Source organism: Secundilactobacillus mixtipabuli (assembly GCF_002217925.1).
GTDB classification, from domain to species: Bacteria; Bacillota; Bacilli; order Lactobacillales; family Lactobacillaceae; genus Secundilactobacillus; species Secundilactobacillus mixtipabuli.
The window spans coordinates 41,987-63,171 of the sequence record NZ_BCMF01000006.1 but is presented as its reverse complement, the minus strand read 5'-3'; the positions used below and the strand labels follow the sequence as shown (position 1 = coordinate 63,171).

Below are 21,185 nucleotides of genomic sequence, written 5' to 3'. Positions count from 1 at the left end.
GTTACTTCGACTCCTTTGCTTCGAATCTTGCAATGTCAGCTTTGATTTGTGGAGTTGGTTCTTCGAACGTCGTCTTCAACATATCAACAACTGATTGCGTAGGTGTATTTTCAGCTTCTTTCATTGATGCTTTAAAGCTGTCCTTGTATTCCTCAACAAGCTTGTCTTCTTGGTCTTGTGACCATAATCCCTTGTCGGTCAAAATCTTACGCATCCGAATCAAAGGATCGGCATCGAACCAAGGCTTTTCTTCTTCCTTAGTCCGGTAACGACTAGGATCATCACCAGCACTTGAGTGAGCACCGTAACGATAAGTCAACGTTTCAACTAATACTGGACCATTGCCTGCAGCAGCAAATTCACGTGCTTCTTTAGTAGCGATGTAAGTTGCTAAGATATCCATACCATCAACTTGGATTGATGGAACACCCATTGCGACGGCTTTTTGTGCTAAGGTTTCAGCTGCAGTTTGCTTGTAACGTGGAACTGAAATAGCCCAGCCATTGTTTTGAACCATGAATACGGCAGGTGCTTGGAATGAAGATGCAAAGTTGACACCTTCATAGAAGTCACCTTGTGATGTACCACCATCACCGGTATATACGAATGATACGGCATCTTTTTCACCGTTCTTCTTAATACCTAAAGCGGCACCGGCGGCTTCAACATATTGTGCACCAATGATGATTTGTGGGAACCAGTTACGTTGTTCACCATAGTCATCACCAACGGCGTTACCCTTTGACCATAAGAAGCCTTGAGCAACTGAAGCGCCATGTTGGATTAATTGTGGCAAGTCACGGTAGGCAGGGAACAGGAAGTCTTGATCCTTAAATGCGGATACAGACCCCATTTCACTTGCTTCCTCACCATAGGTTGGAGCATAGAAGCCCAAACGACCTTGACGAGAGAAGTTCATTGTTTGTTCATGCAATGTACGTTCCCAAACCATCTTTTTCATGAAATCAACTAATTGATCATCTGAAAAAGTATCGAAAAGTTCTTGATTCACGATCTTCGCATCTTTGTCCACAATTTGGAACGTTTTCTTATACGGATCGCTCATCGTGGCTTTAATTGACGCGAAATCAATTACTTGCCCAGTTTTCTTCGCCATAACTAACACTTTCCTTTCCGTTTGTATGCAACCAGTTTCAAAACCACTTTCATAGTTTTGAAACCGTTTGCCTTTCTCAACTACACTCTTAAATTAACACGCTTTCAGGATTCATGCAAGCCCTTTCATTACTTTTACAACGCAAAAGCGACCGAGTTGCCCATGAGGGTGGGAATCCCCTTTTCTGAAAAAAAGATTGTGCTTTTCTTCACATTTTTTTCATTTCATTTTTATTCTCTTATATGCTAGAATTAGTTGTTAAAGCACTTGTTTTTTCAATTTCGGAGGTAATTTTCGTGATTTTAATGAAAGACATCGTCAGAGACGGCGATCCAGTACTCCGACAAGAAGCTGCCAAAGTCAGTTTTCCATTGTCAGATGAGGATCAGAAGTTGGCTGACGATATGATGGAATATTTAAAAGTTAGTCAGGATCCAGAGTTATGCGAAAAGTACGGTCTTCGGGCTGGAGTTGGGTTAGCTGCACCCCAAGTCGGTGTGTCAAAAATGATGGCCGCTGTTTTGGTTCCAGCGGAAGAAGGCGCTAAGTCCCCTTTCACTGATGTGATTATCAACCCGGTTATCATTAGCCACTCAGTTCAAAATGGTGCGTTAACCGAGGGTGAAGGCTGCTTATCAGTAGATAAAGAAGTTCCTGGGTTTGTCCCACGTCATGATCGCATTACGTTGCGTTATCAAGATACTAAGGGAGAAACGCATAAGGTTCGGCTAAAAAATTATCCGGCTATTGTTTGCCAGCATGAAATCGACCACCTTCACGGGATTCTCTTTTACGATCACATCAATAAGGAAAACCCATATGAGGTTAGCGATGATACCATTATGTTTGAGTAACCTTTCAACTATGATGAGATAAAAGAACAGCTTACCGACCAGCGTTAAACCTGATCAGTAAGCTGTTTTTAGTTGTCATTAATTAACTTTTTGTCTGGGGATCCAGCCGGTGCAAATCTTGAATATATTCAATCGTTGCTTCATTAACAAGGTAGGCAACTCCCAAATGGATTCGCTTGGTATGCCGCCAAACATCCGTCACCAGAAAAGCCGAATCACCCGGCTCTACTGCTGATGGTACGTGATGATCCTGACAAAACTCAGCCAGAATATGGTTTAAGCGCTGCCTTAGAATAGGCAGCTGGTCATCCGTTACCTGGTCGATCAGCAACAAATATTCAAACGCCATCACACCTCTGCCCCAGCCATCCGGGATCACGTTTGCGTCCAACACCGTCGCTGGGCTCACAATAAAGTGTTCATCGGCTAACCGCTGGAGGGCCACCTTAACAGCAACGTTAGTTTGCTCAAGTGCCTCACTCTGTGCTTTATTCGTATTACGACGAACAATCAAGTGGTAAATCAGCAGGTATAAACAAACCGCAACGACGATCGCGATTAGAATGGTTGTTGTTCGATCCATGGTGAACCCTCCTTTTAAATTCATACTACCACAATTTATATTTCAACTCCTGCATTCTGCAGAAAGCCTTATGAAAGCAGACCATACAACGCTAACTGCCTGACGGGAAAACTATACAATTTTATTCATATATGATAATATGTTACCAACTGTTGTTCATTAACAACGAGACGTTCGGTACAAATAAAAGATCGCTTAACGATCAATGCAGTAAAAAACTGTATTTATAGAAAGGAAGTAGACAATTTCATTATGATTTTTAAAGTTTACTATCAAGAAGACCAAGTTCGTAACCCTAAACGGGAGGATACGAAGTCGCTTTATATTGATGCTGCTACGGAAGTTGAAGCACGCGCATTAGTTGCTGAAAACACCAAGCATAACATCGAATTCATCGAACCACTTGAGGGCAAGTTCCTTGAATACGAACAAGAAAACCCGGACTACAAGTTGACGGAGTTCAATAAATGAAAAAATTAAACGTCAAAAATAACGAAACAGCGATTTTTGGCGTTGGTGGTTTAGGCGAAATTGGGAAGAATACATATGGTATTCAATTCCAGGACGAAATCATTTTGATTGATGCCGGAATTAAATTCCCAGAAGATGAATTACTGGGAATTGACTACGTTATTCCGGACTATCATTATTTAATCGCCAACCAGCAAAAGATCAAAGCACTGGTCATCACCCATGGTCATGAAGATCATATTGGTGGTGTCCCCTACCTATTAAAGGACTTAAATGTGCCAGTCTATGCTGGACCACTAGCGCTTGCGCTAATCAAGAATAAGTTGGACGAGCACGGCTTACTGAGAACAGCTGAACTTCACGAAATCAGTGATGATACCGTTCTGAAGTTCCGAAAAACGAGTGTGGAATTTTTCCGAACGACCCACTCAATTCCCGATACTTTAGGTGTTGCTGTGCATACACCATCTGGGGTCATTGTCCAGACTGGGGATTATAAGTTCGATCTGACTCCCGTTACTAACCAGCCGCCTGATCTTCAAAAGATGGCTCGGCTTGGTGCGGAAGGTGTTTTGTGCCTGATGTCAGATAGTACTAACGCTGAACGGCCAATTTGGACCAAGTCTGAAAAATGGGTCGGTAAATCAATTCGGCGGATCTTTGACCAGGTTGATGGCCGGATTATTTTTGCGACTTTCGCTTCCAACATTTCAAGAATTGAAACTGCGTGTGAAACTGCGTTAGCCCATGGCCGTAAAATTGCGGTCTTCGGTCGAAGCATGGAGGCTGCTATCGTCAACGGTCGTGAACTAGGATATTTAAATATCCCAGATGATGCGCTTGTTGATGCAAACGAATTACGCAACCTGCCCGCCAATAAGGTCATGATCTTATGTACCGGATCTCAAGGTGAACCAATGGCTGCCCTTTCACGGATTGCCAATGGTACCCACCGTCAGATTTCAATTCAGCCTGATGACACCGTGGTCTTTTCAAGTAATCCAATCCCTGGTAACACCGTCAGTGTTAACCATGTGATTAATGAACTTGAAGAAGCCGGCGCTAATGTCATTCACGGTAAAGTGAATAACATTCATACTTCTGGTCATGGTGGCCAAGAAGAACAAAAGCTGATGCTGCGTTTAATGAAGCCTAAGTACTTCATGCCAATTCATGGTGAGTACCGGATGCTTAAGATTCATACTGAACTTGCGGAACAATGTGGCGTGCCACTTGACCATAGTTTCATTATGGAAAATGGTGATGTTCTTGCACTGACCAAAGATTCAGCACGGATCGCCGGTCATTTTACTGCTGGAGATGTTTACATTGATGGCAGCGGAATCGGTGATATTGGTAACGTTGTTTTACGTGATCGCCAATTGCTTTCTGAAGAAGGTTTAGTGGTTGTTGTGGCCACGATCAATTTGAATGACAAGATTATTCAAGCTGGTCCAGATCTCCTCTCACGTGGCTTTGTCTACATGCGCGAATCAGGCGAATTATTGAACGAAGGCCGTCGCCTGGTATTTTCTACGATTAGACGGGCAATGCGTTCTAAGAAAGCAAATGAAGCTTCTATTCGCAATGCCATCATTGATGACTTACAAAACTTCCTCTATGAGAAGACTGAACGTCACCCAATGATTTTACCAATGTTAATTATGGATTAATCCAATTTAAAAAGGTCAGCCGTTTTTAGCGGCTGACCTTTTTGTGACCCAATAAACCGGTTAACACAAGATTCTCATTACATTCTAACCAAAACTCAAGACTTCAATATAGCCCATCTGCGTAAAGTCGGCTATAATAGGAAAGTATGATTTTTGTAAGCTATTGGAGGATGAGTTAGGTGTCAGTTAGTTACTACATCATTTTAAATGAGTTTGCCGGTGGCGGCAGCGTTAAAACGCTCTGGCCGGAGATAAAGGCTGAGCTAGATAAACGTCAAGTCGATTATAAAATCGCGCGCTCGAACTATTCCGGACATGCTCAACTCTTAGCAAATCAATTTGCCAAAGCTCATGCTGATGACGCACCTTCAAAACAACCCCGCCAGGTTATTTTAGCGGTTGGTGGTGATGGCACGCTTCACCAAGCCATCTCAGGACTAGTTGATGCTCATTTGGAGCATCCTATTCCGGTGGCCTACCTACCAGTTGGATCTGGCAATGATTTCGCAAGGGGCATCAAAATGTCGATTAACTGGCACGAGGCCTTAAACCAGATTTTGGATTGTACCGCTGAAAACTGGCTAACAGTGGGCACTTACTTTGATACGAATAAACAGACCCACGGCGTTTTCACGAATAACGTTGGCATTGGTTTTGACGCCGCCGTGGTGACCTCCGCGAACGGAACACAAACGAAAAGTTTGCTCAACCGGCTTCATCTAGGTGCCTTGAGTTATCTTGCAGCCATTATTGGCGTCGTTTACAACCAAGAAGCTTTCCCGCTCACTGTCCACATTGGACAACGCAGAGATATCTATGCTCACGCTTACTTGGTTACCGTCACGAATCACCCCTACTTCGGTGGTGGCGTTAAGATTATGCCACCAGCCTCTGTCAATGACCCTAATTTAGATCTGGTCGTGATTGAAAAAGCCAACATTTTTAAACTGCTCTTTATATCATTAATGTTATCGATGGGAAAACATTTAAAACTAAAATCAGTCCATCATTACCACAATAGTAAAATTCATTTGATCGTTCCTTCTATTGAATATGGTCAAATTGATGGCGAAGAAATGGGCGGCCGCTATTGGGATACTTACTTTGAAACAAACCAATATCCCTTTTGGATTGACCCAACCATTTGATCCTGAAAAGCAAAAACTGCGTTAACAGTCTCGTTACTGTTAACGCGGTTTCTTTTTGTTGTCCTTAAATTAATCTTCCGAAGCAGCCATCGCTTCAAGAATCATGTTCAAATAGTCGCACTTAGCAGAAAGCTCTTGCATCTGTCGACCATACTTCGGCTCAATTGTAATCGTCTCGTGATGACACGGTTCAACCTGCCGAGCTTCAGTGGCCTTTAATTCATCTAATTGTTCGTTTGTTTTCCGATATTCGGTGAGGATCTCAAAACGATTACTCATGAGTATACGCCTTCTTATTGATATAATATTTGTTACCATTTTTAAGACAAGAAAGACTATAACACCAAAAATAAACTTTGTGAACCACCTTTTAACAGAAAAAGGCTTTCATTTTTTTGAAATTAAAATTCACTAAAAATGACTCGATCGCTTGATTAACAAACGTCGAGCCATAAAATAGCAAATTCAAATATAAAATTTTAGCTGTTGACAGTACCAGCAAAACTTGGTTTAAAGTATGAACTGATTGATTGAATCTGAACGTTTTCACCAGGTTCTGGGGCAGCAACAAACTGATTATTCCCAATATAAATAGCAACATGGTAAGTGGCACCCTTAGCGCCCCAGAATAACAGATCTCCAGGAACCGCTTGACTCACTGAATGCATCGAAACATGTGCTTCTTGGGCAACAGTATTATGAGGTAAAGCAGTGCCAACGGTGTGCGCGTATACATAGCTCGTAAAACCAGAACAATCCATGCCATGAAGTGAAGAGCCACCCCAAACATACGGAATCTTTTGTGAAGCTAGTTTGACTGCATAACTCGTCACTGAGGTGACTGGTGCACCAGCAGCATCTGCTTTAACGGTTTTGTGCGTCGTTGGTGTTTTAACTGCAGCTGGTTTAGATGTAGCAGGCTTCTTAGTCGCAGCTACCTTGGCAACGGGTTTAACCGTTGTCGATGGCTTAGCCACCGCACCCTTCAAGACTAATTTTTGACCAGCATAGATGGTACTGCCGCTAAGATGGTTCAAAGACTGTAATTGTTTTACAGTTATCCCTAACTTTGAACTGATCTTGTTCAGCGTGTCCCCTGACTTAACAGTGTATGTAGAGGCTGAGGCTGTTGTTTTAGTTTTAAGTGATGAAGTAGCAGCACTAACTTTTGGTGCTTTAACGGTTGTCGGTTTTTGCACCCTAGTAGTTGTCTGTTTGACAGCTGTGTTAGCTGACGCAGCTCCTAAGACAATCTTTTGACCTGCAAAAATCATATCTTTATTCAAGTGATTAGTTTTTTCAATCGAACTAATCGACACGCCATATTTATTGGCAATCTTCCAAACTGTATCCCCGGGTTTGACAGTAACTGTCTTAGCACTGGCTTGAACTGGACCGGCTAGCATAAAACCAGCTGCTCCAATCACACCAGCAGTGATAACTTTAGCGGTTGTGTGTTGTTTTCCCAAATCCGATCACCCCTCCTAAATTGATCATCTTGTGAATACGCTTTACAGAAATTACATGTTCATATTAACACACTTTCTAAATAATCAACAAAAAAGTTTAAGATTTTCTTGCGATAAGCAATTTATTAATTTCTTTTAATCTTTGTGTAGTCCCGTCATCATGCTATTTATAAGGCTTTGTAACATACAAAAAAACTAGTTGCTATTTTCATTCACCATAGCAGCTAGTTAGTCTTTTTGTGATTATTCAATTACTTTTTACTTAATAAACAGCTTCAATTTAGAATAAATTGTTAAAGAAATCGACAATTGACTGCCAAATTCTGCTTAAAAATCCCATAATGCCTTTCGTATCCGCATTATTTGCGAAATCCTTTAACTGCGCCATCTTGTTACCTACCGAATTGCTGATGTTGCTAGCAACTTGCTTGGCATTATCAACGTAGCTCGAGGTTCCCGAAACGGGCGCTTTTTGGACATTACCTAATGCGATGACGATGTTATTGATCACCGTTGTTGGTGTCTGCGACTGAATCCCCTGTTTGGCCAGCGCGTCATCAAGCATCTGTCTGATTTCATCCTTAGTTGCGTACTGGTTATCCTGTTGACGCTGTTTGGCGAGGTCGGACGACACACTTCCAACCGCAGCCATTAACTTGCCGGGATATTTTTTATCACCCTGATTTTGGTTAATCGCTGGCTGAGTCGCATCCATAACCCCGTTAGCTGCCTGCGTGTTTTGCTGATTAAGTGTCAGACCATCAGCAGCCAACGCTTTATAAACACCGGTTAAAGCCGATTCCCCAGAAACGGTTTTGTCGGCCGTAACCGTAATAATGACGTCCTTGACTCCGGCCATCGTGGCAACCATCGCGTATTGCTGCGACGTGACTTGGGTAATATTATTGTGACCATTAAAATCGGCAATATTAACTTTCACACCCGTACCCGGATCGGCTGGTGCTAATGACACTGAACTGATCATACTAGCATCAGTCGTACCAGCGGAGTTGATGTAAGTGCCATAATCTGAGCCCGTCACCGTCAAACTTTGATAGTTAGACTGAACCCCCAATGCACTTGACACAGCATCTTTATCTTCGGAAGCTAGACCGGCCCCATAAACAACGTATGGCTTCGATAGAGCTTTAGTCTGAACAGCTTGTCCAGATGATGCATTAGCTGAATCGGAACTTGTCGTCACCCCATTTGTATTATCAGCTAACACGGAAATGGGCGTAGCAGCACCCAATAACAGTAACAGCGCACCACTGATTAAACCGATTCGAACTGCTTTCTTCATAATGATCTCCTCATTTCAACTAAGTTAACATTAGTGTATCACGGCACACAAAAGGGCTGAATACTCTTTCAGCCCTTTTAATAAATTCATAATGAGCGATAAACCAACTGACCAATTTGAGCCATCAACGAGATTGCCGTTAACCGGTTTGTAAACCCCTGCGTCAAAACAGCAACATCAATATAATGACCCTTTTTTGAAAAACGAGCAACGTCGTGATCAATTAGTGGGCCTTCACCCGTTTTATTGTAAATGGCGACATCCGTTGCTGTTTCGTCCATCAATAGCGGTAACTTACCCCGAAATTGCTGGTTTAAAAACCACTGGGTGCTTTTCGGATAGTGAGCCATCAAGCCTCTAAACAGCCGCAGTGCCTCAAACGCAGATGTGAGGTTTTCATGACCTGACACCTTGGCTTCAACATCCATCAATCGCCGTTGAAGACTGGTCTCTTGATAATGATTGACTGCCAACCACTGATTCACAACCTGCATCGTCAAATGATCAATGACCGCATTGGCCGCATAATTATCTGAAACGCTAATCATGAGCGCCAGCAAATCTGCGAGTGACCATTCTGACTGTGCCATGAGTTTTAACACACCGGCACCACCGACAGCTGGTGTTTCTTTCACCTTGATCAACTGACTTAAATCCTCATTTCGCTCGAGTTCAGTCGCTAAAATGGCTAGTTTTATGAGTGAAGCTGCTGGCATTTGTTGATGGGAATGATGACTGTAAACTAGCTCATCTGTATCATACATACAAATAGAAACCAAATTTTTGTAAGGTGCAATTAGCTGATCAACCTCTGTTTGCAGACTCATGCCCAGTACCTTCTTGCTGCCACAAATTCTGGTGCGTACCGCATTTCGGTTAACTTGGCAATGTCGACCTGTTTTCCAGGCGTTCGGGACTGAATCATTTGACCATCACCGATGTACATCCCAACGTGGTGAACATACCCCTTACCATGTTCATAGGCAAAGAATAATAAATCTCCAGGCTGCAGATTTTCCGGTTCTACTGGCTGACCACTGTTTCGTTGATCATCAGCATCTCTCGGAATCGTAATGCCAAGTACCCGGTGCAACGTGTACATAAAGCCTGAGCAGTCAAAACCATAGGGTGAAATACCCGCCCAAAGATAGCGTAGTCCTAAAAATTGCCGAGCCATATTGACCATCTTTTCGCCGTTGGTCTCACCTTTGACAGTCACAAGCGTACTGTCAGTCTTGATGAATCCCTCACCGAATGGTGTCGCAACACGTAATAAATCGTCTGATTCTGCCAAGACCGTCAATTCGGTGCCCATGACAATTTCCATCAACGGTTGCCGGTGTTCATCGTACAGTTGCGTAAATGGCACAACAACGTGAACTTGGCCAATCCCCTTTGGATACGCAACGGGTTTGTCAGAAAGAAGTCTAGTTGGCAGCCAGCCATGATACCCTCTCTCATCAGCATCGTCAGTTTGTGTGGTCAAGAAAACTTGAGCCCACTCACCATCAACAGAATCAATCAAAACTTCATCGTTAAAAACAGCCTGCGTCTCTAATCTTTTGGCATCACACAAATCAACCGTTTGCTCGGTGGTCATACTGGCTACCCATTCTTTGGACTTCCCATCGAGTGCTAGCTGATCAATATTCCGTGGTGCCTTTTGACTCGTCCATAAAGTCGCTACGGGAACGATGACACGTCTTTTTTCCATTTGCTCACCCCCACTCACTTGGCTTTAAATTCAATACCTAAACCGGGCTTATCCGGAATCGTAATAACAGCACCTTCATGTGTAATACCGCCCGTTGTTGGCTGTGTCTTAAACATCATGGCCGCGTCCAAGTCATAATACTGAATATTGGCCTTTGCGGCTGCCATTGCCGCTGCTGCAGTAACGGAAACTTGTGACTCGATCATACTGCCCACCATGCAGGGAACACCAAACGCTTCAGCAATCGAATTGATCTTCAAAGCGTTATCTATTCCGCCTGCCTTCATTAACTTGAGATTAATAATATCACAACCGGCCATTTTTAGGAGTCTTAACGCATCCTTAACGGAAAAGATGCTTTCATCCGCCATAATTGGTGTATCTGTATGAGCAGTCACGTAGGCCATTCCTTCAAAATCATCCGCTGGAACCGGCTGCTCAACTAATTCAATGTCTAGCCCCTCTTGAGCCATCTGGTTAATCATTTTGGCGGCCTGTTTTTTATGCCAACCTTGATTGGCATCCAGCCGGATATTAACTTCTGGGCCAACCGCTTGACGAATGGCACGTACCTGCTTTAAATCCTCAAAGGGCGATTGACTGCCAACCTTAACTTTCAGGGTATTAAAACCCTCGGTAATTAACTGCTGGGCATGCTTAACCATTTCTTGAGCCGTACCAACGCTAACCGTATAATCGGTTGAAATCGTTTGACGGTACCCGCCCAGCCATTCTGACAGTGAAACACCATAGTGCTTTGCCAGCAATTCATTCACCGCAATATTAACCGCAGCTTTGGGACTATGATTACCGACCAGCGCCGTATCAATCAGTTGTTTGACCCGTTCTGGCTGCGTCAGCGAAACACCAATCAGTTTGGGAGCAATCACCTTTTCCACTGCATATTTGATGCTAGCATCCGTATCGCCCGTGATTGGTGCCGTTGGTGCGGCTTCACCTAACCCGACAAACCCATCGGAATCAGTCAGACGCACAATTAAACTACTTGCTGTCGTGACGGTTCTCAAAGCCGTTTTAAACGGTGATTTTAAAGGTACTTCGATTGGAAATGTTTCAATTTTTTTAATTGTTAATGACATAAAATTGCCCCCAGCTCTTCATGGCTAAAAATTCATTTCTGGTTAAAAGGTTAAATTCTGCGGATCAAACCGAAACCGCTTCTTGTTATAGCTTAACTTGCCCGCCACTTCCAGTTTGGTGACGACCTGACCAGCTGTTTCACGGGTGGTCCCGCTTAACCGTGCCAACTCAATCAGCGTAATCGGATACGGGATCAAAACATCGCCTGCTGGCGTTTGTTCGCCCATATCAGTGCCAAATATGATCAGCGCCTGAATCACCCGACTCGTGGCACTTGAAGTCACCAGTTTTTGCAGGCGGTTTTCCATTCTGTCCAATAACTGACTCATTTGGCTGATCACCTGTCGCGTTACGCGTGGATTGAGCGCCACGATAGCCTCAAAACTTGCCATCGGCACTGAAGCAATCGTGATAGCAGTCAAAGCCGTTGCCGTGTATGGATAATCTTTGTCTGTATAGAGGCCCCGATAGGGAAATCCCTTAACCGATTTAACGTAATTAATAAACGAAAAATTGCCTGTCTCATCCAACCGTTCCAATCGAACCACGCCTTTGATCACAAAATAAAAGCGTTGGCGTGCATCACCATGATCAAACAATACCTGCCCTTTTGGATAAGTTTTCACGGTTAAGTCCTGCGTTAACCTCGCATACTCATCTTCGGTAAAATCACAAAATTCAGGTAATTGGCGTAAATAATGGCGATACGGATCATCGGATTCCAGCATGAAACAGGCCCCTTTCTTATCTGGCTATTATTATACGCCATTTGATTCTAATTTTAAGTTTGATCTTAAAAAACAAAAGGCCAGCCTGACCGTCAAGTCAAACTGTCCTTAATGAAGGGTTGCTTTATAAAATATTTGATTCGGTGCTAACCGTTGAAATGATCGTCCCCGACCCATTTTCGATGAAATTGCCAAGGTTACTTAACGAGGTGATCACTGCTTGGCCTTCTGGACGGTGCGTCACAAATTCAATCGCAGCTTCAACCTTTGGCAGCATGCTGCCGGCTGCAAACTGACCATCAGCAATGTACTGCTGTAACTCATCAACTGATGTTGTCGTCAGCTGTTGCTGCTCTGGCGTGTTGAAGTTAACGTAAACGTGATCAACTGCTGTTAGGATAATCAATTGATCCGCCCCAACCCGCTCAGCCAGCTTTTCCGAAGCAAAATCTTTATCGATCACTGCTTCACAGCCGATCAATTCGTGTCCCCGCCGTACAACGGGAACACCGCCACCACCTGTAGCAATCGGGATGACGCCAGCGTTTACCAGCTGGTTTACCGCCCCTGCCTCAACCACATCAACTGGCCGCGGTGATGGGACTACCCGACGATAGCCCCGCCCAGCATCCTCCACGAAATGAAAGTCAGGATTAGCGGACTTAATCGTGGTAATTTCTTCACTGTTATAAAATGGACCGATCGGTTTAGTTGGTGATTCAAAGGCCGGGTCATTTTCATCCACCACAACTTGCGTAACCACGGTGGCAACGTCAATTTCTAAGCCTAATGCTGTCAGTTCTGCTGCCATCGCGTTTTGCAGCCAGTACCCAATACTTCCCTGAGTCATCGCTACTGCTGTATCTAACGGCATTTCTGGGTTGTCTGGTGAGCTTCCTGCAGCCTGCTGTAACAGAAGATTACCAACCTGCGGACCATTACCATGGGAAATAATCAGTGAATCACCCTGCTGAATAAATTTGACAAGGTACCTAGCAGTTTCTCTTAACGCGCGTTGTTGCGCGGCAGCACTGGCATCCTTCGCTAAAATAGCGTTTCCGCCCAGTGCAACGACAATTTTGCGTGCTGTCATGGGAAATCATCCTTTCTACTAAGTTGCCTGCTAAATGAATAAAGGGGTGCTGAGCAAAACACTAATATCATGTTTGCTCTAGCCCCCCTAAAAACGTTGTTTGCGTTAGACAGTTGGAATAAAGAGATTACCTAACGTTGCCGCCATCATGGCTTTAATAGAATGCATCCGGTTTTCAGCCTCTTCAAACTGACGCGCATATTTGCTGCGGAACACTTCGTCGGTAATTTCCATTTCAGTCAAACCATATTTTTCTTCAATTTCTTTACCATAATCAGTGGTTGTGTCGTGGAATGCGGGCAGACAGTGCATCACGATGAGCTGGTCATCGGGTGTTCCCGTCTTCTTTAATGCTGCCATGTTAACTTGATATGGCTGTAATAGCTTAACCCGTTCTTCCCAGTTACTTTCACCCATCGATACCCAAACGTCGGTATAGACGATATTTGAACCCTTCATACCTTCATCCAGATCATCGGTGATCAATAACTTGGCACCAGATTCTTTTGCGAAGCCATTGGCAAGATCTTGAATTTCTTGTGTTGGGTATAATTTTTTTGGTGCCACAATGTGAATGTTGACACCGAGAATCGCACCTGTGACTAACAATGAGTTAGCAACGTTGTTCCGGCCATCACCCATGAATGTTAAGGTCAGGCCCTTCAGATGACCGAAGTTTTCCTTCACTGTCATGAAGTCAGCCAGCATCTGAGTTGGGTGCCATTCGTCAGTTAAACCGTTCCAAACCGGCACACCGCCAAATTCAGCTAACTGTTCAACTACCTTTTGACTGAAACCACGGAATTCGATCCCGTCAAACATGCTGCCCAGTACTTTAGCGGTATCTTCAACTGATTCTTTTTTACCCAATTGAATGTCATTTGCACCTAGGAACTCTGGGTGAGCCCCAAGGTCAATGGCTGCAGTCGTAAAAGCTGCACGAGTTCGTGTCGATGTTTTTTCGAACAGTAAGGCCACGTTTTTACCTTCTAGGTAATGATGTGGTATCCCTGCTTTTTTGAGGGCTTTTAAATGCAGCCCAAAGTCAATTAAATAATTTAATTCATCAGCACTAAAATCCTTTTCGGCCAACACTGACCGTCCCTGAAAAACGCTATTTTTAAAATCTGTCATGATTATAGCTCCTTTTTTTTAGGTTATAGATCTTCCCGTACCAGCGGCATACTCATGCATCGTGGACCGCCACGGCCCCGTGAAAGTTCACTGGAGAGAACTTCAAGGACTTTGAGCCCATGTTCACGCAGTACTTGATTTGATACGTAGTTTCTATTATAGGTGACTACCACGCCTGGTGCAATTGCCAACGTGTTTGAGCCATCGTTCCACTGTTCACGGTCTGCAATGATCGGGTCGCCACCGCCAGTTGGAATTAAATCCAGATCATCTAATCCCAGCGCATCTTTCAGCACTTGTTTCAGATCCGTCTGGTGATCTACACGAAGGTCGCCACTTGAATCTTCAGTAATCGTCCACGTATCAATTTGGCCGCCTTCACCCAAGATCCCTGGATGAACCGTGAATTGGTCGTGATTGATCATTGTGAAAACTGTGTCCAAATGCATCATTGCATGGTTATGCGGGATCCGAATCGCCAGCACTTTTTCGAAACCGCTCTGCTTTTCAAATAACCGCCGGGCAATATCTTCAATTGCTTGGGCTGACGTTCTTTCAGACACACCGATTGCAATCACGGTATTGCTGAGGACTAATTCATCCCCGCCTTCGATTCGCCCTGGCTGATTACGATCACGCCAAACGTTCAGTCCCTGGTTAGCAAACCTTGGATGATGCTCAATAATCGTTGTCATAAAGAGCGATTCACGTTGCCTTGCTGGGAACGTCATGTGATTGATGCTTAAACCATCCCCAATTGAGGCAGCTGGATCCCGAGTGAAATACAAGTTAGGCATTGGATCCAAGAAGAACGGATAATTCTGTTCCTCGGCTGCGCTTACCAAGTCTTGTGGGACAAAATCTAATTCATTTTTTCGGACACCGGCCATCAGTTTAACCACCATGTCAGTTGTCGTCATGCTGAGTAAATAATCTTCAAGAACATGGTGAATCACTCCAGCCGCGTAGCCGGATTCGGTCAACATCTGATCAAGAAAACTGGCTTTTAGTTCTGAGCCACCAGCATCTAGTGCTTCTACCACTAATTTTTCGAGGTACAGCACTTCAACACCGTTTTCTCTTAAAGTATCCGCAAAGTTATCATGCTCTTTTTGAGCAATTGGTAGGTAAGGAATGTCATCAAACAAGAGCCTTGGCATCATTTCAGGGGTAAAGTTTTCTACTTCAGCGCCTGGCCTTTTCAACATTACAACGTCAAGTTTACCGATTTCTGATGTCACATGGATTGGTTTTGTCATGATTATTACCTCCTATCTCTTTTTAACATCTTAATCATATGATGATTAGGCAGCAGTTTCATCGAGTACTTCACAGTTAAAATGCAAAGAATTTCACATTTTTAAGCCGGTTTAAATTTGGCAAAAAAAATATGCAAAAAACGCGTTAATTTAAGCTCGGTTCACTTAAATATACACACTTTTCTGCATATTATTAGAATATTAAAATCAAATTAAATATATAGGAACTTTAGATATCGCATTAAATCAGCGCTATTCTCATTTTAATCAATTAAAATTCATAAATGATTCACATTTTTATTGTATATCAGATTGAATTGATTTTACGCTATCGCGGGTAATTAATTCCAGTGGCAGCTGCTTATCTTGGTGTGCCAGTTTAGGATTATTCAACCGCTCAATCAGTAAGTCTGTTGCCACTTGCCCCATTTCGAAGGCAGGCTGGTGGATAGAAGTCAATTTAGGCGTAATAAAGTTAGCTAAATCAATATCATCATAGCCCATGATCGATAAATCATCTGGAATCTTTAGTCCTCGCTCCTGAACACCGCGATATAAGCCAATGGCCATTTCATCGTTGATACAAAATACGGCAGTCGGCTTTTTTGAAATAACCTCTGAGGTTGCCTCATACCCGCCTAGTTTGGTCATGGAGGTTTGTACCACCATATCATCAGTTAACGTTAATCGGTATTTGGCCATACCAGCTCTGAAACCGCTGATTCGCTGTTGAATATTATGTGTGATGTTTTCTCCGACTACCAATGCAATCCGACGATGGCCCTTGGCTAGGAGATAATTAGCCGCCATTTGACCGCCCTTATAGTCATCGACCCAAACCCGGTCACCGATCTGGGCATCATTTTGATCAAACAGCAAATAAGGAATGCCGTTTCGCGTCAAAATCCGGTCAATATCGTTGGCATCTAAAGTCGCACTAGCGATGATCAACCCGTTGGCTGCCCGTTTGATCAATTCTTCAATATACATACTTTGCAGCTTTTGATTTTGATTGGCGTCAAAAATAATCGGTACAAAATGATGTGACTGAGAAGCTTGCTGGATCCCCTTGATAAACATACTGAAGAATGGATTAGCTAAGTTAGGTACTAAAACGCCGATTGTTTGGGTAGAGCCCATGATTAAATTACGGGCGTTGTAATCGGGAACGTAGCCCAATTTTTCTTGTAATCTCAGTACTCGATCTCGCGTATCACTGCTAAACCGCTCACCCTTACCATTTAGAACCTGAGAAACTGTTGTTACTGAGACCCCAGCAGCCTCAGCTAAATCCCTAATTGTCACTTTTTGAGCCACGATGTCCTCCTCCTGCAACCTGGTTGAATTGAAGCGGGCACTCAGCTCATTCAGGTTGACCTGGTAATTTATGTAATAAATCCCCCATTTCAAATCATGATGAAATGGGGGGTAAACTATTTAATTAGCCTTTGATGATTGAATCGATTTCTTCTAATTCGTCTGCTGAAAAACGAATGTTTTGAACAGCCTTGAGATTATCTTCCAGATGCGACGCTTTTGAGGCGCCAGTAACAACACTGACGACGACTGGATCTTTCAGCAACCAGGCCAGAGCCATTTGAGCCATGGTTTGGTCACGGTTTTGAGCAATGTCATTCAGCTGATTAAGTTTCGCGGTTAACTTCGCACGGCCTTGATCCATGACCTCAGTACTGCTCCAGTGAATCTGAAAATCTTCTGGAATGCCGCCCAGGTACCGGTTAGTCAACAATCCTTCAGCTAATGGTCCATAAGCAACCATGCCCAAATTATTTTCTTTCAGTGTATCCAAAACACCATCGTCCTCAACTTCACGATTCAGCATGTTATACGATAACTGATTAACGACAAACGGGGTGTGCAGTTCTTTAAAGGTTTTCATGATGGCCTTAGTTTGCACGTCATTATAGTTTGAAATACCGACGTACAAAGCTTTACCCGAACGAACTATACTATCGAGTGCTTCCGCTGTTTCAGCAGGATCGGTATTTGGATCAAACCGGTGACTGTAGAAGACATCCACATAGTCCAGTCCCATTCGCTTAAGACTGCCATCAATGGCATTAATTAGCGTCTTACGGGAACTCATCTCGCCATACGGTCCCGGCCACATATGAAAACCAGCTTTGGTGGTAATCACCAATTCATCCCGGTAGGGCTTCAAGTTAGCTTGGTAAATCTGACCAAATAACCGTTCTGCGGCACCAGAACCCGGTCCGTAATTATACGCCAGATCATAGCTGAAAATGCCACTATCAAATGCTTTTAAAATAATCTTCTCACTGTCAGAATAATTGGCTTCATTCCCGAAACTGTGCCACATGCCAAATGACACTGCAGGGAGTTGCAAGCCTTTGTTCCCGGCACGACGAACGGGCATCCGGCCGTCGTAACGATTTTCATCCGCTGTATACATATTAATGATTCTCCTTCTCTTCTGAATGGTACATATCAATTTTAAAAGGAGAATAACACCCGGTCAAGGGGAAAACCATGTGAATATCAGCACCAGATCAAGTTTAATCATTTACTGGCCTAAGCCCAATGACTAACGCAGACTAAGTTTGACCGCGTCGCTAACATGACCGCCAGCTTGCTTGAGTAAAGCTTTTGCCTCCGCAATTGTTCCCTTGGTCTCAATCAATAAGATAGCGAGCGGCACGTTGTTATCTGCACGATCCAGTGCTCTTTCAGCTGCCAAGGTTGACGTTTGTGTTGCAGCAGCAATGATTCGTTTGGCCCGCCGATTAGTTTTTTCATTGGTGGGCACCACGTTGATCATCAGGTTCTGATAAACTTTGCCTGAACGAATCATGATTCCGCTTGAGATCATGTTTAGAATCATTTTTTGAGAAGTCCCAGCTTTCATAAGCGTAGCCCCTGTAATGACTTCTGGACCCACAATCGGACAAATTGCCACATCGGCATTATGTTCAAGCGGGCTGTCAGTCACACAAGCCACCGCAATGGCAAGTGCCCCGACTTGTTTCGTATAGTGCAGCGCCGCCACCGTATATGGCGTTGCCCCACTAGCAGCAATCCCAATCACAATATCCTTTTCGTTCAATTGCACTTTTTTTAAATCGTTTTCAGCTGATTCAGCAGAGTCTTCAACCCCTTCAAGCGTGTGGAACATCGCCTCAGGTCCCCCAGCAATAATGCCAAAAGTCTGCGACTCTTCCAGCCCATAAGTTGGCCGTAATTCAGTGGCATCAAGCACGCCTAATCGACCAGAAGTCCCAGCACCAATATAAATCAGGCGACCGCCGGCATCAAACCGTTTCGTTGCCAGATTGATAGCTTGGGAGATTTGTGGCAACTGTTTTTGAACGGATCGTGCAACGCGTTGGTCTTCACGGTTGATGATATCCACCATATCATCCGTGTCAACCTGATCAATATGCGTTGAGTGCCGGTTACGCTGCTCAGTTAATAAATCTTCAAAATTCATTTCAAATCCTCCATTTTCAACAAGTACCTTTAGATTGCAAAAGATAATCAGTATTTGTTATCGCTTTCATTATCTACTATTCAGGTATATCATGTTTCATGGCTTATTTCAAACTTATATTAACACTCACACTATTTTTTCATCTTTTACTGAAAATTACGCTTGTAATAAGTAAGCTAGACTGTAAGCTTTGCCATTTTGGTTGGCTTTGAAACCAGTCTGAAACGGGTCGAGCCTCAGATTTCGGCCATTTAACACAAATAAGGTCTATTCCGCAAAAAACGGAATAGACCTTATTCACATCAAACTACTTGGTGATATAAATACTCTTTAAACCACGGCTCATCCCAGCTGGGTTCCAAACGTAACCATGCACGTTTGGCCGCCACAATTCAGTTGTGGATGGCTGGTACAGCGGGATAACACCTTGATCTTTCATCAAAATCTTTTCAGCTTGAACCAGATCGTCGTAACGTTGCTGCGGTTCGTTGGCATGGGTCGTCTCTGAAGCCTTGATCAACTGATCAAATTTTCTGTTGGACCATTTGCCGTTGTTAGTTGGATTATTAGTCTCCTGTAAGCTCAGGAAATTAATTGGGTCCGCAAAATCGGCACCCCACATTGAAACGACTAAATCAAAATTACCATTTGATGAGCGCGCTAAACGGTTTTTGTAAGGCACGTTATCAATGTTAACGGAAAGACCAGGCAGTTTCTGGAATTGGTCCTGAAGATACTGCGTCGTCGTCTTAGCCTGATCCGTGTCATCACTTAATAACGTTAGCGTCAGTTTCTTTTCGCCCACTTCTTTTAGGCCTTCAGCCCAAAGTTTCTTGGCATTAGCGACGTTATACGTCACACCAGACTTCACGTAGGCATCCGTTGCAAAATCAGTTTTAGTCTTAGGATTTCTGCTGAGGTTAGTTGAGACAAACCCTTTAGGTTCAGTTGAACCATCACGTAAGACATTGGTGGCAAGTGCCTTTTTATTGATCACTTGTGATAAGGCTTGACGAATCTTAACGTTTCTCAACGCTTTGTTCCGCTTTTCATTCATTTGCAGGTACATGATCGAGCCGCCTTCAAACTTCTGGAAGCCCTTATTGCCTTGATAGTTTGCGACTTGCGTTCCCGTCAACGGTGTCACATCAAGCTTGTTTTGGTTATACAGGTTCAAACCGGTACTTGGGCTCTTAACCACTTGATACTTAATTTCACTCAAGTGGACGTGTTTTTTATCCCAATAATTAGGATTTTTCTTTAGGCTCCAAGTATTATTTGTTCCGTTCCAGCCAGCCACTTTAAATGGACCGTTGTTGGTAACCTCCTGACTGTTATTCCCATATTGTTTGCCGTATTTTTCTACAGCTGACTGTTCTTCTGGGAAAAACGTTGGGAAAGCCAGCAATAGCTTAAAGTAAGGCACTGGACGGCTTAACGTCACCACCAGCTTTTCCTTACTTGGTGCAGCTATTCCTAACGTACTTGGGCTCATTTTACCCTTTTGAATGGCGCTAAAGTTTTTAATGCCATCAAATAAGTACGCGTAGTTTGCCGCTGTTTTAGGATCAGCAGTTCGACGCCAAGAATAAACAAAGTCTTGGGCCGTTACCGGCTTCCCGTCGCTCCACTTATCATTTTTGCGGAGCTTAAACGTATAGGTCAACCCATCCTTTGAAACTTGCGTCTTAGTTGCCAATGCATTTTCAATCTTAGAATGATTTCCTAAACGATATAAGCCTTCATTTGTCGCGTAGAGAGCGGTTAAGCTCACTGATTCAGCTGCTGATGAGTTATCCAATGTGGAAATGGTATCAGACCTACTCAGATTGAGCACTTGTTTATCAGCCATCTGCTGATTACTGCTGCTGTCGGTCTTAGATTGTCCGCAGGCAGCCAAACTCAAGGCTACCACGACGCTACCAATACCGACTAAGAATTTTTTAAATGTCATACGTTTACTCTCCATCTCCTGTCTGAAATTACTGCTGTTTTGTGCTACCAGTCAAAAGAATGCCCGCTCCAATATGGATGGGCAAACTATTAGGCGCCGATTTCAGGCAATTCGA

20 protein-coding genes are annotated in these 21,185 nt (G+C 43.6%); 4 read left to right on the top strand and 16 right to left on the bottom strand.

What is annotated here, in order from left to right; translation table 11 throughout:
- Position 1: 1 nt before the first annotated feature.
- Positions 2-1,117 (bottom strand): pyruvate dehydrogenase (acetyl-transferring) E1 component subunit alpha, encoded by a 1,116-nt coding sequence (gene pdhA, locus IWT5_RS06775; RefSeq protein WP_089109196.1) that lies wholly within the window; start codon positions 1,115-1,117, stop codon positions 2-4.
- 296 nt (positions 1,118-1,413) lie between these two features.
- Here pdhA and def point away from each other — a divergent pair, with 296 nt between their 5' ends.
- Positions 1,414-1,971, top strand: a complete 558-nt coding sequence (def, locus tag IWT5_RS06770; RefSeq protein ID WP_089109195.1) for a peptide deformylase — start codon at positions 1,414-1,416, stop codon at positions 1,969-1,971.
- Positions 1,972-2,053: 82 nt separating this feature from the next.
- Here the strand turns inward: def and IWT5_RS06765 are convergent, their stop codons facing one another.
- Positions 2,054-2,554, bottom strand: coding sequence for a hypothetical protein (locus IWT5_RS06765; RefSeq protein ID WP_089109194.1), 501 nt, complete (start codon positions 2,552-2,554; stop codon positions 2,054-2,056).
- A 252-nt stretch (positions 2,555-2,806) separates the two neighbouring features.
- Here IWT5_RS06765 and IWT5_RS06760 point away from each other — a divergent pair, with 252 nt between their 5' ends.
- The 3 genes from IWT5_RS06760 to IWT5_RS06750 all read left to right on the top strand — a co-directional run bounded on the left by IWT5_RS06760 (position 2,807) and on the right by IWT5_RS06750 (position 5,846).
- Positions 2,807-3,025 carry a DNA-directed RNA polymerase subunit epsilon gene (locus IWT5_RS06760; protein ID WP_089109193.1) on the top strand — a complete coding sequence of 73 codons (219 nt, stop codon included), beginning with the start codon at positions 2,807-2,809 and terminating at the stop codon, positions 3,023-3,025.
- Complete coding sequence (rnjA, locus tag IWT5_RS06755) at positions 3,022-4,698, top strand: ribonuclease J1 (RefSeq protein ID WP_089109192.1); 1,677 nt, start codon at positions 3,022-3,024, stop codon at positions 4,696-4,698. Before IWT5_RS06760 ends, rnjA begins: the two co-directional genes overlap by 4 nt.
- A gap of 179 nt (positions 4,699-4,877) precedes the next feature.
- Complete coding sequence (locus IWT5_RS06750; RefSeq protein ID WP_089109191.1) at positions 4,878-5,846, top strand: diacylglycerol/lipid kinase family protein; 969 nt, start codon at positions 4,878-4,880, stop codon at positions 5,844-5,846.
- Between the two features lie 69 nt (positions 5,847-5,915).
- Here the strand turns inward: IWT5_RS06750 and IWT5_RS06745 are convergent, their stop codons facing one another.
- The 14 genes from IWT5_RS06745 to IWT5_RS06680 form a co-directional block, all read right to left on the bottom strand.
- Positions 5,916-6,125, bottom strand: coding sequence for a hypothetical protein (locus tag IWT5_RS06745; protein ID WP_089109190.1), 210 nt, complete (start codon positions 6,123-6,125; stop codon positions 5,916-5,918).
- A 200-nt stretch (positions 6,126-6,325) separates the two neighbouring features.
- Positions 6,326-7,315, bottom strand: coding sequence for a C40 family peptidase (locus tag IWT5_RS06740; RefSeq protein ID WP_089109189.1), 990 nt, complete (start codon positions 7,313-7,315; stop codon positions 6,326-6,328).
- A 280-nt stretch (positions 7,316-7,595) separates the two neighbouring features.
- A complete protein-coding gene (locus IWT5_RS06735) occupies positions 7,596-8,618 on the bottom strand; it encodes a DUF1002 domain-containing protein (RefSeq protein ID WP_089109188.1) in 1,023 nt (340 codons plus the stop codon).
- 86 nt (positions 8,619-8,704) lie between these two features.
- Complete coding sequence (locus IWT5_RS06730) at positions 8,705-9,445, bottom strand: serine hydrolase (protein WP_089109187.1); 741 nt, start codon at positions 9,443-9,445, stop codon at positions 8,705-8,707.
- Positions 9,442-10,332: a C40 family peptidase gene (locus IWT5_RS06725; protein WP_089109186.1), complete on the bottom strand. Its 891-nt coding sequence runs from the start codon at positions 10,330-10,332 to the stop codon at positions 9,442-9,444. The genes IWT5_RS06730 and IWT5_RS06725 overlap by 4 nt, the downstream gene beginning before the upstream one ends.
- A gap of 14 nt (positions 10,333-10,346) precedes the next feature.
- On the bottom strand, positions 10,347-11,432 hold the full coding sequence (locus IWT5_RS06720) for a mandelate racemase/muconate lactonizing enzyme family protein (protein ID WP_089109185.1): 1,086 nt from the start codon (positions 11,430-11,432) through the stop codon (positions 10,347-10,349).
- A gap of 42 nt (positions 11,433-11,474) precedes the next feature.
- Complete coding sequence (locus IWT5_RS06715; RefSeq protein WP_089109184.1) at positions 11,475-12,161, bottom strand: Crp/Fnr family transcriptional regulator; 687 nt, start codon at positions 12,159-12,161, stop codon at positions 11,475-11,477.
- Positions 12,162-12,285: 124 nt separating this feature from the next.
- A complete protein-coding gene (gene arcC, locus IWT5_RS06710; protein ID WP_089109183.1) occupies positions 12,286-13,254 on the bottom strand; it encodes a carbamate kinase in 969 nt (322 codons plus the stop codon).
- Between the two features lie 105 nt (positions 13,255-13,359).
- Entirely contained in the window at positions 13,360-14,388 is a 1,029-nt protein-coding gene (gene argF / locus IWT5_RS06705; RefSeq protein WP_089109182.1) for an ornithine carbamoyltransferase, read from the bottom strand.
- 23 nt (positions 14,389-14,411) lie between these two features.
- A complete protein-coding gene (gene arcA / locus IWT5_RS06700) occupies positions 14,412-15,647 on the bottom strand; it encodes an arginine deiminase (RefSeq protein WP_089109181.1) in 1,236 nt (411 codons plus the stop codon).
- A 297-nt stretch (positions 15,648-15,944) separates the two neighbouring features.
- The gene (rbsR, locus tag IWT5_RS06695; protein WP_089109180.1) at positions 15,945-16,964 is read right to left on the bottom strand and encodes a ribose utilization transcriptional repressor RbsR; all 1,020 of its coding nucleotides are present in this window, start codon (positions 16,962-16,964) and stop codon (positions 15,945-15,947) included.
- A gap of 124 nt (positions 16,965-17,088) precedes the next feature.
- On the bottom strand, positions 17,089-18,081 hold the full coding sequence (locus IWT5_RS06690) for an aldo/keto reductase (protein ID WP_089109179.1): 993 nt from the start codon (positions 18,079-18,081) through the stop codon (positions 17,089-17,091).
- A gap of 132 nt (positions 18,082-18,213) precedes the next feature.
- A complete protein-coding gene (murQ, locus tag IWT5_RS06685) occupies positions 18,214-19,116 on the bottom strand; it encodes an N-acetylmuramic acid 6-phosphate etherase (RefSeq protein ID WP_089109178.1) in 903 nt (300 codons plus the stop codon).
- 307 nt (positions 19,117-19,423) lie between these two features.
- Positions 19,424-21,070, bottom strand: coding sequence for a peptide ABC transporter substrate-binding protein (locus tag IWT5_RS06680; RefSeq protein ID WP_089109177.1), 1,647 nt, complete (start codon positions 21,068-21,070; stop codon positions 19,424-19,426).
- Between the last annotated feature and the right edge of the window lie 115 nt (positions 21,071-21,185).

Coding starts and splice junctions, on each gene's coding strand:
- pdhA (WP_089109196.1), bottom strand. CDS start 1,117: ATGGCGAAGAAAACTGGGCAAGTAATTGATTTCGCGTCAATTAAAGCC.
- IWT5_RS06765 (WP_089109194.1), bottom strand. CDS start 2,554: ATGGATCGAACAACAACCATTCTAATCGCGATCGTCGTTGCGGTTTGT.
- IWT5_RS06760 (WP_089109193.1), top strand. CDS start 2,807: ATGATTTTTAAAGTTTACTATCAAGAAGACCAAGTTCGTAACCCTAAA.
- rnjA (WP_089109192.1), top strand. CDS start 3,022: ATGAAAAAATTAAACGTCAAAAATAACGAAACAGCGATTTTTGGCGTT.
- IWT5_RS06745 (WP_089109190.1), bottom strand. CDS start 6,125: ATGAGTAATCGTTTTGAGATCCTCACCGAATATCGGAAAACAAACGAA.
- IWT5_RS06735 (WP_089109188.1), bottom strand. CDS start 8,618: ATGAAGAAAGCAGTTCGAATCGGTTTAATCAGTGGTGCGCTGTTACTG.
- IWT5_RS06730 (WP_089109187.1), bottom strand. CDS start 9,445: ATGAGTCTGCAAACAGAGGTTGATCAGCTAATTGCACCTTACAAAAAT.
- IWT5_RS06725 (WP_089109186.1), bottom strand. CDS start 10,332: ATGGAAAAAAGACGTGTCATCGTTCCCGTAGCGACTTTATGGACGAGT.
- IWT5_RS06720 (WP_089109185.1), bottom strand. CDS start 11,432: ATGTCATTAACAATTAAAAAAATTGAAACATTTCCAATCGAAGTACCT.
- IWT5_RS06715 (WP_089109184.1), bottom strand. CDS start 12,161: ATGCTGGAATCCGATGATCCGTATCGCCATTATTTACGCCAATTACCT.
- arcC (WP_089109183.1), bottom strand. CDS start 13,254: ATGACAGCACGCAAAATTGTCGTTGCACTGGGCGGAAACGCTATTTTA.
- argF (WP_089109182.1), bottom strand. CDS start 14,388: ATGACAGATTTTAAAAATAGCGTTTTTCAGGGACGGTCAGTGTTGGCC.
- arcA (WP_089109181.1), bottom strand. CDS start 15,647: ATGACAAAACCAATCCATGTGACATCAGAAATCGGTAAACTTGACGTT.
- IWT5_RS06690 (WP_089109179.1), bottom strand. CDS start 18,081: ATGTATACAGCGGATGAAAATCGTTACGACGGCCGGATGCCCGTTCGT.
- murQ (WP_089109178.1), bottom strand. CDS start 19,116: ATGAATTTTGAAGATTTATTAACTGAGCAGCGTAACCGGCACTCAACG.
- IWT5_RS06680 (WP_089109177.1), bottom strand. CDS start 21,070: ATGACATTTAAAAAATTCTTAGTCGGTATTGGTAGCGTCGTGGTAGCC.